The organism is Micromonospora mangrovicola, assembly GCF_047200535.1.
GTDB lineage: Bacteria > Actinomycetota > Actinomycetes > Mycobacteriales > Micromonosporaceae > Micromonospora.
In genome coordinates this window covers 22,153-37,201 of sequence record NZ_JBJZOG010000032.1, presented here as the reverse complement: position 1 = coordinate 37,201, position 15,049 = coordinate 22,153, and the positions used below count along the sequence as shown (strand labels likewise).

Genomic DNA, 15,049 nt, shown 5'->3' with positions numbered 1-15,049 from the left:
TCGCGCCTCAGCGCCGGCTGATCGCCTCGCCGATCGTCCGTAGCCCGTCGACGTCGTGCACGTCGGCGGGCTGCGCCTTCACCGACACCGCCGGCACCGCCGGGAACGCCTCGGTGAACCGGGCCGCCACCCGCTGCTCGCGTACCGCCTGTTGGGCCAGCGCGGCGTGGGCCCGCAGCGCCTCGACGGTGCCCTCGTGCCCGCCCTCGGTGGCCAGCCGTTCGGCGGCGGCCAGGCTGTCGGCGGCGCTCAGCCGCGGTGCCGCCGGCTCGTGCACCCGGTTGAGCACCAGGCCGGCCAGCGGCATCCGCTCCTCGCGCAGCCGGCCGGCGAAGTAGGCCGCCTCCCGGACCGCGTCCGGCTCCGGCGCGGCGACCAGCAGGAACGCCGTCTCCCGGGCCTGCAGGATGCGGTACGTCTGCTCGGCCCGCTGCCGGAAGCCGCCGAACATCGAGTCCAGTGCGGCGACGAAGCCGGAGAGGTCGGTGAGCAGCTGCGCGCCGATCACCTTCTGCACCACCTTGGAGAACATCCCGAAGCTCGCGGTGACGAGGCTGAACATGCTCCGCCCCCCGCTGCGGGCCGGCGCGAGCAGCAGCCGCAGCATCCGGCCGTCGAGGAAGCGGGAGAGCCGGGCCGGGGCGTCGAGGAAGTCCAGCGCCGAGCGGGACGGCGGGGTGTCCACCACGATCAGGTCCCACTCGCCGCGGGCGTGCAGCTGGCCCAGCTTCTCCATCGCCATGTACTCCTGCGTCCCGGCGAAGGTCGAGCTCATGGCCTGGTAGAAGGGGTTGGCGAAGATCTCCGCCGCCTTCGCCGGATCGGTGTGCTGGAGCACCACGTCGTCGAAGGTGCGCTTCATGTCCAGCATCATGGCGTGCAGCTCGCCGCCGCTGGCCTCGACGTCGATGCCCTTGACCTGGCGCGGTCTGTTGTCCAGCTCGGTCAGGCCGAGCGACTGGGCCAGCCGGCGGGCCGGGTCGATGGTGAGCACCACCGTCCGCCGGCCGTGCTGCTCGGCCGCCCGCAGCGCCAACGCCGCCGCGGTGGTCGTCTTGCCCACTCCGCCGGCTCCGCAGCAGACCACGATGCGCACGCCGGGGTCGGCGAGGATCTGGTCGACGTCCAGCGGTGGCGCCGCGTCTTCGGAAGGCACCAATCGAGCGTATCGGTCTCGGGGGTGTCTCTGCTCCGTGCCGGCCGCAGGTGTGAGTCAATCCGCCTGGACGAGCGTCGCGGCCAGCGTCTCCAGCCCGGCCCGGTCCACCCCGTCGGGGAGCAGCGGCAGCTCGGTCAGGGGCAGGCCCAGATCCACCAGGTCGGCCCGGAGCGAGTCCTCGAGCTCCCGGCGGACCTGCTGGTCCCGGGCCTCCTCGACGAGCCCGGCGACGGTCCGGCCGTCGGTCGGCAGGCCGGCGGCCGCCAGCCCCCGCTTCAGCTCCGCCGCGGTCACCGGGCGGCCGGCCGGCACCCGGCGGCGGGCCCCGTTGACGATCACCCGGCCGACCGGGAAACCGAGCTGGGTCAGCTCCGCGATCGCGTCGACCGTCTCCTGGACCGGCATCTCCTCCAGCAGGGTCACCACGTGCACGGCCGTCATCGGCGAGCGGAGCAGCGCGGAGACCCCGTCGCTCTGGGTCTTGATCGGGCCGACCTTGGCCAACCGGGCGGTCTCCGCCGTCACGTTGAGGAACCGGCCGATACGCCCGGTCGGCGGGGCGTCCAGCACCACCGCGTCGTAGGTCCGGCGCTGGCCGCTGGTGCGGGTGGTGGCCTCCTTGACCTTGCCGGTGAGCAGCACGTCCCGCAGGCCCGGGGCGATGGTGGTGGCGAAGTCGATCGCGCCGAGCTTGCGCAGCGCGCGGCCGGCCGCGCCGAGCTTGTAGAACATGTCCAGGTACTCCAGGAGCGCCTCCTCGGCGTCCACCGCCAGGGCGCGCACCTCACCGCCGCCGGGAGCGTCGGTCAGGTGCCGCTCCTCGTACGGCAGCGGGTCGGTGCCGAAGAGCTGGGCGATGCCCTGCCGCCCCTCCACCTCGACCAGCAGGGTGCGCCGGCCGCCGGCGGCCAGCCCGAGGGCCAGCGCCGCGGCCACGCTGGTCTTGCCCGTGCCGCCCTTGCCGGTCACCACGTGCAGGCGGGCCGGCCACCCGGTGCCGGCCGGGTCGGCCGGCTGCTCAGCTGCTGCCACTCGTCGAGCTTAGAGCCCGCGCGGGACGGGCGGTGGGGGCGTGGCGGGTCGAGCCAGCCCCACCCGGGGGGTCAGGCGACCTCGCAGACCCACCATCCCGTCTTCCGCACCACGGTGAAGCGCAGGTCCTGGTCGGCGACCTTCTCGTCGGAGGTGGTCATGGTGACCCGGGTGGTGACGGTCGCCCGGTCGCCGGTCTCGTTGTCCACCTTCGGGGTGGTCCAGCGGAACCGCGGGTTCTGGTACTGCGTCGCGTACTTCTTCACCTCGGCGACCTTGGCGGCGATCTTCTTGTCGTCCCGGGCGGCGGTGCAGACGAAGGTGGCGGCCTTGCGGGCGTCCCGGTCCTTGTAGACGGCGGTGAGGAAGCCGTCCACCGCGACCGCCGGTTGCTTGGCGCCCTGGCCGTCCTCCGCGTTGCGCAGGGTGAGGAACGCGGCCGTGCCGCCGCCACCGCAGAGCAGCACCGCCGCGGCCAGCACGATCGAGGCGATCAGCAGGCCGCGCCGCTTCTTCGGGGCGGCCGCCTGCTGGTACGGCGGGTAGCCGGGCGCCGGCGGCGGGAAGGCCCCGGAAGGCGGCGGCGGAGGCGGGAAAGCCCCGGGCGCCGGCGGCGGGAAGGCCCCGGCGGGCGGAGGCGGGAAAGCCCCGGGCACCGGCGGAGGCGGGAAGGCCCCGGAAGGCGGCGGCGGAGGCGGGAAAGCCCCGGGCGCCGGCGGCGGGAAGGCCCCGGCGGGCGGCGTGGCGCCGGCGGGCGGCTGCTCGGGCGACGGGTCTCCGGGCGCGGCGGCGCCGCCGATGGGCGGTTGGGTCATGTCTTCCCCCGGGGTGCGGCGCCGTCGCCGCCCCAGGCGACGACGCATGATCGAGCACGGCGGGCGAGCGGGGTCGCCCGTCCAGACCGGAAGGGTAGCGGTCGATGGCCGACTTGCCAGCCCCCGTACGCCACCGGATGCCGCGTCGCGTCGCCGGAAGCGTGAACACGCCGTCGCCTTCCGGGCGAGAGAGGTGTCGCATATGCGACTGGACGTGACCGGGCGTGCGCGTCCCGTTGCCGGGACTCCCGGAAGGTCCTACGTTCGTCGCGAGGCGGGGGCCGGACCGGGCAGTGGGTCCAGGCCGGATGTGGTGACTCTGACCAGGTGCGACGCCCGGAGGCAGTACATGCGCGACGCGGAGAACGGCCCTCGAGTCCAGTTCCCGCCCGGCGGGGTCGAGGGCCCCGGGCCGGGACTGTCGTTCAACGAACGGTCGTACCGCCAGCCGGTCGAGTCGCTCCGCACGCTGGTCCGCCTCGGCGAGCGCCGCCCGGACGACGAGGGACCGGGATACGTCATCCACCTGCCGGTCCGGGTCGCCGACCTGGCGGCGGCCACCGCGCTGGCCGGCACCGTGGCCACCTCGCTGGGCTTTCTCGCCGAGGTGGACGCCGGCGAGACGACCGTCTCCACCGCCGACGACCAGAACAACCGGCACCGCGTCTTCTGCGACCTGCTGCTGCCCGACCGCACCCGGTGCCCGCAGCCGTACGACCACGAGGGGCCCTGCGGCGAACCGCCCGCGCCCCCGGGGCAGCGTCCCGCGTCCCGCTAGTACCGCCGGACCGTAGGCTGTGCCTGACCGAAGTCCATGCCAGGCAAGGGAGCCTTCACCCGATGCAGAAGTGGGAATACGCCACGGTCCCGCTGCTGGTCCACGCGACCAAGCAGATCCTCGACAACTGGGGCGAGGACGGCTGGGAACTGGTCTCCGTGGTTCCCGGCCCGAACCCGGAGCAGCTCGTCGCCTACCTCAAGCGTCCGAAGGTGTGAGCGGCATGTCGAACGGACCGCACGCGAAGCTCGCCGAGCTTGGCCTGAACCTGCCCGAGGTCGTGCCGCCGGTGGCCAGCTACGTGCCGGCCGTCCAGTCCGGGCAGCACGTCTACGTCTCGGGCCAGCTTCCCATGGCGGAGGGCAAGCTGCTCGCCACCGGAAAGGTCGGCAACGGCGTCTCCGCCGAGCAGGCGAAGGACCTGGCGCAGCGGTGCGCCCTGAACGCCCTCGCCGCGATCGACTCGCTCGTCGGCCTGGAGAACGTGGTCAAGGTCGTGAAGCTGACCGGCTTCGTGGCCAGCGCGCCGGGCTTCACCGGCCAGCCGGGCGTGATCAACGGTGCCTCCGACCTGTTCGGCGCCGTCTTCGGTGAGGCCGGCCGGCACGCCCGCAGCGCGGTCGGCGTCGCCGAGCTGCCGCTCGACGCCCCCGTCGAGGTCGAGGTCATCGTCGAGGTCGCCTGACCTGTCCCACCCCCTTTCTCCCCGCGATCTTGCGGTTCCGCCCGACCAAAGGCGCGAACGGGCACAAAACACAGGCCGAAACCGCAAGATCGCGGGGAGTGGTCGGCGGGGTCGTACGATCGCTGCCATGGGTGGGCATGTGACCGGGGCGGCGGGTGCTCTCGCGGACGAGCTGCCGGGGTGGGTGACGCTGCTGCGCGCACCGAACCCGGGGCCGATGACGCTCGACGGCACCAACACCTGGGTGCTCCGCGCCCCCGGCGCGGAGCACGCGATCGTGGTCGACCCGGGGCCGGCGGACGAGGCGCACCTGACCGCGATCGCGGCACACGCACCGGTCGGGTTCGTGCTGATCACCCACGGACACCCCGACCACACCGAGGGCGCTGCCCGGCTGAGCGAGCTCCTCGGCGGTACGCACGTGCTCGCGGTCGACCCCGCGCACACCATCGGCGGTGAGCCGCTGACCGAGCCCGGCGAATCGTTCGGCGGGTTCGGACTGGCGATCGACCTGCTGAACACCCCCGGCCACACCGCCGACTCGGTCTGCTTCCTCGTCGCGCACGGCGACGAGCGGGTCGTGCTCACCGGCGACACCATCCTGGGCCGGGGCACCACCGTGGTCGCCCACCCGGACGGGCATCTGGGGGACTACCTGTCGAGCCTGGAGCTGCTCTCCACGTACCGGGGGGTTCCGGCGCTGCCCGGGCACGGCCCGGCGCTCGCCGACTGCGGCGCGGCGGCCGAGTTCTACCTGGCCCACCGGCGGGCCCGCCTCGACCAGGTGCGCGCGGCGGTCGCCGAGGGCGCGACCACCGCGCCCGAGGTGGTCGCCAAGGTCTACGCCGACGTCGACCGGTCGCTCTGGTGGGCGGCCGAGTGGTCGGTCCGCGCCCAGCTCGAATACCTCGGAGTGGAGCAACCGTGACCTGCCCGGTCTGCGGCACGCTCGCCGTCCCGGGGGCGAAGTTCTGCCACAACTGCGGGGCGGCGCTGCCCGCCGCGGCCACCCTGCCGACGGCGGAGCGGCGGGTGGTGACCGTGCTCTTCGGTGACCTCTCCGACTTCACCTCCTGGTCGGAGGACCTCGACCCGGAACGGGTCGGCGCGGTCACCGACCGGGTGCTGGCCGCCCTCGCCGGCGCGGTCAAGACCTTCGGCGGGCACGTCGACAAGCTGACCGGCGACGGGATCATGGCGGTCTTCGGGGCGCCGGTGGCGCACGAGGACGACGCCGAGCGGGCCGTCCGGGCGGCGCTGTCCATGCAGCGGGCGGTGCGCCGGGTGCTCGACGACGAGCGGGGCGGCGGCGCGCCGCTCGGCCTGCGGGTCGGGCTGAACACCGGCGACGTCATCGCGGGCATCCAGGCCGCCATCGAGTACACGGTCATCGGCGACACGGTGAACACCGCGGCCCGGCTGGCGGACGCCGCCGCCGTCGGCGCGGTCTACGCCGGGGCGCGGACCGCCGCCGCCACCCGGCACGTCGCCTCCTGGCGGGCGCTGCGTCCGCTGCGGCTCAAGGGCAAGCGCGAGCCGGTCGAGGCGTACGAGCTGCTGGGGCTCCTGGACGCCCCGGGTACCCGGTCCGGCCTCGGCGACGAGGCCCCCTTCGTGGGCCGGGAGACCGAGATCGGCCGGGTCGCCGGCCGGCTCGCCGAGGTGATCGACCGTGGCGAACCCCGGGTGCTGCTGATGACCGCCGAGGCCGGGATCGGCAAGTCCCGGTTCGCGGCCGAGGTGGAACGCCTCGCCGCGGGCTACGACGTGGGCGCCGGCCGCTACGCCGCGCACACCGGCGCCCGGGTGCTCTCCGTGCGCTGCGCCGCGTTCGGCGAGCGGCGCCGGCTCGCCCCCCTCGCCGACCTGGTCCGGGCGGCGGTCGGCCTGCCCAACGACCCGGCCACGGCACTCACCCGGCCGGCCGTCGAGGAGCGGCTGCGCCGGCTCGGCCAACGCCTCGGCCGGCTCTCCGGCGACCTCCCCCCGATCGCCGTCGACCAGCTCCTGGCCCTGCTCGGGTACGCGGAACTTCCCGCCGCCGGCGGCCCTACCGACCAGGGTGAGTGGAGCACCGCCGCCGCGCCCCCCGACGCCGAGGCGGTGCCGAACGCGGTCGCCGACCTGCTCAGCGCGCTCGCCGTGGAGGCGCCGCTGGTCATCGTCGTGGACGACCTGCACGACGCGACCGCCGAGACGATCAACGCGCTCGGGCTGACCCTGTCCCGGCTCAGCGGCCCGGTGCTGGTGCTGCTGCTCGGCCGGCCCGAGCTGGTGCGTACCGCCGGCGCGCTGACCCGGGTCGCGGACGCCGAGGTGCACGCGCTGCCACCGCTGCGCGGCGCCGACGCCTCCCGGCTGCTCACCAGCTACCTGGGCGGCGGCAAGCTGTCGCAGGTCGACGCGGACCGGCTGCTGGCCACCGCGCAGGGCAATCCGTTCTACCTGGCCGAACTGGTCACCCTGCTGCTGGAGCGCGGTGCGCTGACCGCCGGTCCGGGCCGGGGCGCCAACGTCGGTTGGCGGCTCGCCCCCGGCTCGCTGGGCAGCCGGCTGCTCTCCCGCGACCTCGCCGCGGTGCTCGCCGCGCGGATCGACGCGCTGCCGCCGGACGCCCGCTCGGTGCTGCGGGACGCGGCGGTGGTCGGCGACACCGTGCCCGCCGGCGCCTTGGAGGCGCTCCGCGAGCAGCGCGTCGGGTTGGCCGGCCGGCCGTCGGCGGTGGCCGCGGTCGAGCTGGACCGGGCCGTGGAGGAGCTGCTGCAACGCCGAATGCTGCACCGCACCCGTACCGGCTACGCCTTCGCCACCCCGCTGATGCGGGAGGCCGCGTACGCCGGGGTGAGCAAGGCCGAGCTGGCCGACCGGCACGCCGCACTGGCCCACTGGGCCGCCCCGGAGGGGATCGACACCGGCGCGGCGCCACCCGGCGGGTTCAGTGAGACCGCCCGGGACGACTTCGTCGCCGAACACGTCGAGCGGGCCGCCGCGCTCGCCGACGCGGTGAAGCTCCGCCCGGACGCGCCGGCCCGCGCGGTGGCCCCGCTCGGCGTCGCCGCGCTCGGCCGGGCCGCTCGGGGCGCGCTGCGCTCGGGCGAGCCGGCCCTGGCCATCGAGTACGCCGAACGCGCCGCCGAGCTGGCCCGCGACGGGCTGCCGCTGGCCGACCGGGTGGTGCACGCCCGGGCGCTGCTCCAGATCGGCCGACCGACCGACGCGCTCGCCTTCGCCGAGAAGATCGCCGCCAACGCCGGTGACGCGGCGGCCATCCGGGCCAGCGCCCTGCTGCTGGCCGGGCAGGCCCAGCAGACCCTCGGCGACGCCGCCCGGGCGGAGCGCAGCTGGCAGGAGGCGTTGCAGGTGGCCACCGCGGCCGAACTGCCGACGCTGCGCGCCTCGGCAATGCGCCGGCTCGGCATGGCCGACTTCATCGCCGGCCGGTTGGGCCAGGCGAGCAGCCGGCTCGCCGCCTCCTACCAGGTGAGCCTCTCCGCCAAGGATCCGCGCGGGCAGGCCTGGTCGTTGCAGAACCTGGCCTGGGTGACCACCACCCGGGGTGACTTCGCCGGCACCGACGCGGTGCTCGGCCGGGCCGCCCGGCTCTTCGCCCAGCTGAAGGACCCGTACGGGCGGGCCTGGCTGCGCGGCACGACCGCGTTCGCCCGGCTGCTCGCCGGCCGGCTCCGGGAGGCCTGCCGGATGGCGCAGGTCTTCCTGCCGTTCGGCGAGCGCGTCGGCGAGGCGTGGGCGGTCGGCACGCTCCGCGCAGTCGAGGCGTACGCCACCGCCGAGCTCGGCGACCTGGCCGAGGCGGACCGCGGCGCCCGCCGCGCGTACCGGGAGTTCGCCGAGGTCGGCGACGACTGGGGGCAGGGCTTCGCCCTGGTCGTACGCGGGGTGGTGGCGCGCGGGCTGGGCGAGCCGGAGCACGCCGCCGACCTGCTCACCGACGCCCTGGCGTACGCGGGGCGGACGTCGCACCCACTGCTCACCGGGATGGCCGGCACGCTGCGCGGCTTCGTGGCGCTGGACATGGGCGACCACGAGACCGCCGAGCGGGACGCCCGGTCGGTGCTGACCACAGTGGAGCCGCACAACCCGCAGGCCCCGGCCCAGGTGGCACCGCGGGTGCTGCTCGCCATGGCCCGGCTCGCCGCCGGCGACCCGGCCACCGCGGTGGGGCTGCTCGCCCCGGTGGCCACCGCGGCCGCCAACACCCCGTCGCTGCTCTTCTCCCGCCGCCAGACCATGGCCCGGTACGCCTCGGCGCTGCTCGCCCACGGGCAGCGTGAGCAGGCACTGGACTGGGCGCAGCGGGCGATGCGCGCGCCGGCCGAGGACGTCCGGAGCCAGGTCATCGCGGCCTGTGTGCTGGCCGAGACGCTGGCGGCCTGCGGCCGGCGGGCAGAGGCGCTGGCCAGCGCCGAGGAGGCGGTTCGGCTGGCGTACGCCACCGAGCAGCGCAGCGAACGGCTCGTCGCCGAGTCCCTCCGCGCCCGCCTCACCCCCACCCCCGATCCCCGCTGATTCACGGGAAGCGTGGGTATCCGGCGCCCGATGACCACGCTTTCGTGAATCAGCGGGCACGGTGCGTGGTGCGGTGTGCTGGTGCGGGCAGGTTTGGCGGTTTCGGGGATGTGCTCGTCGGAGGCGGGCGGCTAGCGTGTGGGGTCGACAGGGACCGCCCACGGCGGCGGTCAAGGGTGGGGAGGACGGATGAGGCTGCCGCGCTCCGGTGCCGGCTGGACGATCGCGGTCTTCGGGGCCCTGGCCGTGCTGCTGGGCGCGCTCGGGCTGATCTGGCCGGAGGCACAGCTGCGCATGCTCGGTTTCGAGGTGCCGGCCGAGCGGGCCGCGGGCGACTACACCGGCACCTTCCTCACCGCCTCCTCGATGGCCTCCTTCAACATGGGGGTCTACTACCTGCTCGCCGCCGCTACCGAGTGGCGGGTGTTCTACCGGTTCACCGTCTGGTTCCGGCTGGTCACGTTCACCGTCTTCAGCATCACCGTGCTCACCGGCGTCGCCCCGGGCCGGTTCTTCTCGGTGGCGGCGTGGGAAGGGCTGGGTGCGGTCGCGACGGCCGCCGGCCTGTGGTGGGACGGCCGTCGGGCGGGTTCCGCCCCGGCGGTCGAGGGCGGGACCGTCGGCTCCGGGCCGGTGCCGGCGACCGACGCGGTGTCCTGAGCGACGCGGATCGTTGGGTATTTTCGAGCAGTGACCGAGACCCCGCCCGGCGCGCTCCGGCTGCCCATCGTGCCCGGTCTGACCGACCTGGAGGTCTTCGCCCGCGGCGGCTACGCCACCGTCTACCGGGCCACCCAGATCTCGGTGGGGCGCGAGGTCGCGGTCAAGGTGGAGAACCGCACGCTGGACAGCGAGCGCGACCAGGCCCGGTTCCTGCGCGAGGCACGGGCCGCCGGCAAGATGTCCTCGCACCCGCACGTGGTCGACCTCTTCGACGTCGGGGTCACCGTCGACCAGCACCCGTATCTGATCATGGAGCTCTGCGACGGCTCGTACGCGGAGCGGATGCGCACCTCGCCGCTGGGCCCGGTGGAGGCCCGCGACCTGGGCGTGAAGATCGCCGACGCGCTCGCCCACTCGCACGCGGCGGGGGTGCTGCACCGGGACGTCAAGCCGGCGAACCTCCTCTACTCGCACTTCAACCCGGCGGTGCTGGCCGACTTCGGGCTGGCGGTGCTGGCCGAGGTGCGGGACGCCTCGGTCACCCTGGAGGTGCTCACCCCGGCGTACGCGCCGCCGGAGATGTTCAGCCACAGCCCGCCCTCGCCGGCGGTCGACGTGTACGCGCTCTGCGCCACCCTCTACGCGGTGATGCACGGCCGCCCCCCGCGCTGGCAGTCCGAGCGCAACCCGAGCCTGGTCACCGTGCTGGAGATGTTCCACCAGCCGATCCCCGGCCTGCCGGGGGTGCCGGAGGAGCTGATCGACGTGCTCCGGCTCGGCATGGCCAACGACCCGGACGAGCGACCGTCCGCCGTGGAGCTGCGTGGGATGCTCGCCGCCCTCCCGATCGAGGGTGCCTACCCGGTCGGCGGCGCGCCGGTCTCCGGCGCCCCGGTCAGTGGTGGCCCGACCAGCGGTGGGCCCTACCCGCTGGGCCGGACGGGGCAGCCGGCCCCGCGGCCGGCTGCGGAGAACGAGCACCCGGGCACGCCGGTCCCCGTCCGGCGGTGGCGGCGTCGCTGGTTCCTCGGCGGCGCGGCCGTGGCCGCGCTGGCCGCGCCGGCCACCGCCGGGGCGTGGCTGGCCGGCGGCGCGCCGCCGGTGGTGTCGCCGACGGCGGTGGCCACCGGGGTGGTCGATCAGACCGGGGTCACGGTGCTGCCGGGCTGCGCGGCCGGGGGTGTGCACCTGCCGGTGGGTGCCCGCTGCACGCCTGAGCTGGAGTGCTTCGGCCCGGTGCGGCTGCGGCGGGACCGCGCGGAGGCGGCCCGGGTGCCGTGCGACGGCCGGCACACCTGGGAGACCTACGCCGAGGGCGACCTGCCGGCGACGCTGGCGGAGGCCGGGCACGACGCGGTCGTCGCGGACCCGACCGTCCAGCGGATCTGCAACGTCAACACGTTCCGCCTGGTCAGCGGCATCCGGCAGACGGCCGGGTGGAACCTGGAGGTGCTGCCGCCGGCCCTGGCCGCCGTGGACCACACCTACCGCTGCCTGGCCGGTCGGGGCGTCGACGCGCTCGCCGTGCCGACCCTCACCGGTCGCTGAGGTCGTTCACCGGCGGCGATCCCGGACCTCCCGGGGGTCCAGCGCGTCCAGGGTGTCGGCGTCGACCCCGTGCCCGCCCGCCGTGCCGGGCTCTCCGATCAGCTGCGGGTCCAGCGACTCCAGCGTGTCGGCGTCCAACTCGTACCCGGCGGATCCCGGATGGCCCTCCGCCGGGGTGTCCCCATCGGACTGACGGGCGGCGGCCACCGCCACCCCGGCGATCATCCCGAGCACGACGCAGAGCAGGGCCAGGGCCACCGCCACGACGCCGGCCGGGCGCCACGCCAGCAGGGTGGCCAGCACCGTCATTGCCGCGAGCGACGCGAGGACGGCCTTCGCCCGCGCATCGGGCTTCGGGAACGGGCTCACCCGTACAGGATCGTCCAAGCCGTCCACCTGTCAACCGGCCGATCCGGGCGGTCGGCTCGGCCGTCCGTTCGATACGCAGGATCATCTCGGCCGGGCCGGGCCGGGCCGGGGCGAGCCGAAGCGGCTTCCGCCGGTGGCCGCGCCGCTGCCGGTGGTCGGCACGCTGACGGTGCGTTGACCGACCCTCGGGGCACGGCGGGTGACCGGGCACCCGCCGTACCGGGCCGGCCGGGCGAACGCGGTGGTGTGGTGGCGACGGCGTCGACCCGCGCGTCGACTCGACCACCTGGTCCCGGCGGGACCTTCGGCGGGGATCAGTACGACTTGTCCTGGCCGAGGACGTGCTGGGCGACGAAGTTCAGGATCATCTCCCGGCTGACCGGGGCGATCCGGCCGGCCCGCACCGCGCCGAGCAAGGTGGCCACGCCGTACTCGGTGGTCATGCCGGCGCCGCCGAGCGCCTGCACGGCGGTGTCCACGGCGAGCGCGGCGGCCTCGCCGGCCGCGTACTTGGCCATGTTGCCGGAGACGCCGGCCTCCAGGTCGCGGCCCGCGTCGTACAGGGAGGCCGCCTTGTGGATCATCAGGCGGGCCAGCTCCACCTGTACCGCGGCGTGCGCCAGCGGGTGGGCGACGCCCTGGTGGGAGCCGATGCTCCGGTCGCCCCACACCCTGCGGGTGGCGGTGTACCCGCTGGCCCGCTCGATGGCGTACCGGCCGGTGCCGGCGCCCATCGCGGCCACGGTGATCCGTTCCGGGTTCAGCCCGGAGAAGAGCGCCGGCAGCCCGGCGTCCAGCGACTCACCAACCAGCGCGTCGGCGGGCACCCGCACATCGTCGAGGTAGAGCAGGAACTGGTTCTCCGGGGAGAGGATCTCCATGTCGAGCTTCGACGTCTCCAGCCCGGGCGCGTCGGTCGGCACGATGAACAGCGCCGGCTTCAGCTTGCCGGTGGCGGAATCCTCGGTCCGGGCCACCACCAGCACGTGGCCGGCCTCGTCGGCCCCGGAGATGTAGCACTTGCGGCCGGAGAGCAGCCAGTCGTCGCCGTCCCGGCGGGCCACCGTGCCGAGCCGGTGGAAGTTCGAGCCGGCCTCCGGCTCGGTGATCGCGAAGACGATCTTCTGGGAGCCGTCGGCGAGCCCGGGCAGGTGCCGCTTGCGCTGCTCCTCGGTGCCGTGCTTGTTGATCACGGTGGCGGCGATGGCGGGGGAGACCACGAGCAGCAGCAGCGGGCAGCCGGCGGCGGCCAGCTCCTCGCAGACGAGGGCCAGCTCGGTGATGCCGCCACCGCCGCCGCCGTACTCGGTGGGGATGTTGACGCCGAGGTAGCCGAGCCGGCCGGCCTCGTGCCACAGCTCGGTGGTGTGCTCGCCGGCCCTGGCCTTCTGCACGAAGTACGTGTGGCCGTACTTCCGGCCCAGGGCCCGGACGGCGTCGCGGAGCTGGTCCTGCTCGGGGGTGAGGTCGAAGTTCACTGCGGGGCCTCCTCATCGGGGTCAACCACGGCCAGCACGGTCCCGGTGTCGACCTGGCCGCCGGCGGGAACGGGCAGTGCCGCCACCACGCCGTCGGTCGGGGCGAGCACGGGGTGTTCGAGCTTCATCGCTTCCAGGGTCAGCAGCAGGTCACCGGCGGCGACCCGCCGGCCGACCTCGACGTGCACCCGGGTCACCGCGCCGGGCAGCGGCGCGAGCAGCGACCCGGCCGCCAGCTCCGTGGTGGGCAGCGGGAGACGCGGCAGCTCGGTCAGGCTCGCCGCCCCGTCCGGGCCGTCCACGAAGAACTCCGACCCCATTCGGTGTACGCGGAACACTCTCCGCAGCCCGTCGACGTCGAGGGTCACCCGGTCCGGGGTGGCCTCGACGAGCGTCACGGCCGGCGACACTCCCGTCGAGGTCGACCACTCGGCGAGCCCGCCAGCGCGATCCAGCCGGTAGCGGACCTCGACCTCGCCGTCGGTGCCGGCGTAGCGGGTGAACTGCGGAAACGCCGGCACGTTCCGCCAGCCCGACGGCAGTCCGCCGAGGACGCGGGCCCCGGCGCGCCGGTCGGCGGCCGAGGCGAGTGCCGCCGCCAGGGCCACCTGGGGGAGTTGATCGGCCGGCAGCAGGAAGGTGAAGACCTCGGGGTGCCGGTCCAGGAAACCGGTGTCGATCTCGACGGCGGCGAACTCCGGGCTGCGCAGGATGCGGACCAGCAGGTCCCGGTTGGTGGCCACCCCGTGCAGCTCGGCGCCGGCCAGCGCGCGGGCCAGGGCGCGGGCCGCCCCGGCCCGGGTGGGCGCCCAGGCGACCAGCTTGGCGAGCATCGAGTCGTAGTGCACGCTCACCGTCGAGCCGCCGGTGACGCCCGAGTCGAGGCGCAGCCCCTTCGTCGGGTCGAACTCGCCCACCACACCGGGGATCGCGAACCGGTGCAGGGTGCCGGTGGCCGGGCGGAAGCCCTCGGCCGGGTCCTCCGCGCACAGGCGTACCTCGATCGCGTGGCCGTCCACCGGCGGGGTGGCCGCCAGCGGCAGCGGCTCGCCCTCGGCGACCAGCAGTTGCAGCCGGACCAGGTCCAGTCCGGTGACCGCCTCGGTGACCGGGTGCTCGACCTGGAGGCGGGTGTTCATCTCCAGGAAGAAGAACTCCCCGTCGGGCCCGAGCAGGAACTCGACCGTGCCGGCGCCGACGTACTCCACCGCCCGGCCGGCGGCCACCGCCGCGGCGTGCAGCCGGTCCCGCAGCTCCCGGGCGAGGACCGCCGGAGCCTCCTCGACGATCTTCTGGTGCCGGCGCTGGATCGAGCAGTCCCGCTCGCCGAGGGCCAGTACCGTGCCGTGGCTGTCGCCGAAGATCTGCACCTCGACGTGCCGGCCACCCTCGACGTACCGCTCGATGAAGACCGTGCCGTCGCCGAACGCCGCGGCCGCCTCACGGCGCGCGGAGGCCACGGCCTCGGCGAGCCCGGCCGCTTCCCGGACCACCCGCATGCCCCGGCCGCCGCCGCCCGCCGCCGCCTTCACCAGCACCGGAAAGCCGGTGACCTGGTCGGCGTCGGTCCAGGTGGACAGCATCGGGACGCCCGCGTCGGCGAGCAGCGCCTTGGCCGCCATCTTGTCGCCCATCGCGGCGATCGCCTTGGCCGGCGGACCCACCCAGATCAGCCCGGCGTCGGTCACCGCGCCGGCGAACTCGGCGTTCTCGGCGAGGAACCCGTAGCCCGGGTGCACGGCGTCCGCGCCGGCCTTGCGGGCCGCGTCCAGGATCAGGTCGATCCGCAGGTACGTCTCGGCCGGCGTGTGCCCGGGCAGGCGTACGGCCCGGTCGGCCTCGGCGACGAAGGGCGCGTCGGCGTCCGCGTCGGAGTGCACCGCTACCGTCTCCACGCCGAGCGCGCGGCAGGTGGCGAAGACCCGGCGGGCGATCTCACCACGGTTGGCCACGAGAAGTCTGTTGATCATCCGGGGTGAGCCTGCCTTTCGTTCG

Annotated in this window: 14 protein-coding genes; 8 read left to right on the top strand and 6 right to left on the bottom strand. The window is 75.0% G+C overall.

Translation table 11 applies throughout. The features are described 5' to 3' along the window. Positions 1-7 precede the first annotated feature (7 nt). From ACL02O_RS15460 to ACL02O_RS15450, 3 genes are all read right to left on the bottom strand, one after another. Complete coding sequence (locus ACL02O_RS15460) at positions 8-1,159, bottom strand: ArsA family ATPase (protein WP_412818758.1); 1,152 nt, start codon at positions 1,157-1,159, stop codon at positions 8-10. A 54-nt stretch (positions 1,160-1,213) separates the two neighbouring features. Then, positions 1,214-2,191, bottom strand: coding sequence for an ArsA-related P-loop ATPase (locus tag ACL02O_RS15455; protein WP_412818757.1), 978 nt, complete (start codon positions 2,189-2,191; stop codon positions 1,214-1,216). A 71-nt stretch (positions 2,192-2,262) separates the two neighbouring features. Beyond that, positions 2,263-2,847, bottom strand: a complete 585-nt coding sequence (locus ACL02O_RS15450) for an Rv0361 family membrane protein (RefSeq protein ID WP_412818756.1) — start codon at positions 2,845-2,847, stop codon at positions 2,263-2,265. Between the two features lie 508 nt (positions 2,848-3,355). Here ACL02O_RS15450 and ACL02O_RS15445 point away from each other — a divergent pair. The 7 genes from ACL02O_RS15445 (at position 3,356) to ACL02O_RS15415 (ending at position 11,207) form a co-directional block, all read left to right on the top strand. Continuing rightward, positions 3,356-3,784: a hypothetical protein gene (locus tag ACL02O_RS15445; RefSeq protein WP_412818784.1), complete on the top strand. Its 429-nt coding sequence runs from the start codon at positions 3,356-3,358 to the stop codon at positions 3,782-3,784. A 62-nt stretch (positions 3,785-3,846) separates the two neighbouring features. Next, positions 3,847-4,002 carry a DUF4177 domain-containing protein gene (locus ACL02O_RS15440; protein ID WP_412818755.1) on the top strand — a complete coding sequence of 52 codons (156 nt, stop codon included), beginning with the start codon at positions 3,847-3,849 and terminating at the stop codon, positions 4,000-4,002. 5 nt (positions 4,003-4,007) lie between these two features. Beyond that, positions 4,008-4,469 carry a RidA family protein gene (locus ACL02O_RS15435; RefSeq protein WP_412818754.1) on the top strand — a complete coding sequence of 154 codons (462 nt, stop codon included), beginning with the start codon at positions 4,008-4,010 and terminating at the stop codon, positions 4,467-4,469. Positions 4,470-4,596: 127 nt separating this feature from the next. Next, a complete protein-coding gene (locus tag ACL02O_RS15430; protein WP_412818753.1) occupies positions 4,597-5,397 on the top strand; it encodes an MBL fold metallo-hydrolase in 801 nt (266 codons plus the stop codon). Continuing rightward, a complete protein-coding gene (locus ACL02O_RS15425) occupies positions 5,394-8,996 on the top strand; it encodes an adenylate/guanylate cyclase domain-containing protein (RefSeq protein ID WP_412818752.1) in 3,603 nt (1,200 codons plus the stop codon). The genes ACL02O_RS15430 and ACL02O_RS15425 overlap by 4 nt, the downstream gene beginning before the upstream one ends. Positions 8,997-9,185: 189 nt before the next feature. After that, on the top strand, positions 9,186-9,656 hold the full coding sequence (locus ACL02O_RS15420) for a hypothetical protein (protein ID WP_412818751.1): 471 nt from the start codon (positions 9,186-9,188) through the stop codon (positions 9,654-9,656). A gap of 30 nt (positions 9,657-9,686) precedes the next feature. Beyond that, a complete protein-coding gene (locus ACL02O_RS15415; RefSeq protein ID WP_412818750.1) occupies positions 9,687-11,207 on the top strand; it encodes a serine/threonine-protein kinase in 1,521 nt (506 codons plus the stop codon). 6 nt (positions 11,208-11,213) lie between these two features. On the opposite strand, the gene ACL02O_RS15410 is transcribed toward ACL02O_RS15415, so the two are convergent. Then, positions 11,214-11,516, bottom strand: coding sequence for a hypothetical protein (locus ACL02O_RS15410; RefSeq protein WP_412818749.1), 303 nt, complete (start codon positions 11,514-11,516; stop codon positions 11,214-11,216). Between ACL02O_RS15410 and ACL02O_RS15405 the strand changes: the two genes are divergently transcribed. Then, the gene (locus tag ACL02O_RS15405; protein WP_412818748.1) at positions 11,500-11,754 is read left to right on the top strand and encodes a hypothetical protein; all 255 of its coding nucleotides are present in this window, start codon (positions 11,500-11,502) and stop codon (positions 11,752-11,754) included. The genes ACL02O_RS15410 and ACL02O_RS15405 overlap by 17 nt on opposite strands. Positions 11,755-11,890: 136 nt before the next feature. Here ACL02O_RS15405 and ACL02O_RS15400 read toward each other — a convergent pair whose 3' ends face one another. Both ACL02O_RS15400 and ACL02O_RS15395 read right to left on the bottom strand, forming a co-directional pair. After that, a complete protein-coding gene (locus ACL02O_RS15400) occupies positions 11,891-13,054 on the bottom strand; it encodes an acyl-CoA dehydrogenase family protein (RefSeq protein WP_412818747.1) in 1,164 nt (387 codons plus the stop codon). Beyond that, positions 13,051-15,024 carry an ATP-binding protein gene (locus tag ACL02O_RS15395; protein ID WP_412818746.1) on the bottom strand — a complete coding sequence of 658 codons (1,974 nt, stop codon included), beginning with the start codon at positions 15,022-15,024 and terminating at the stop codon, positions 13,051-13,053. The genes ACL02O_RS15400 and ACL02O_RS15395 overlap by 4 nt, the downstream gene beginning before the upstream one ends. Positions 15,025-15,049 lie beyond the last annotated feature (25 nt).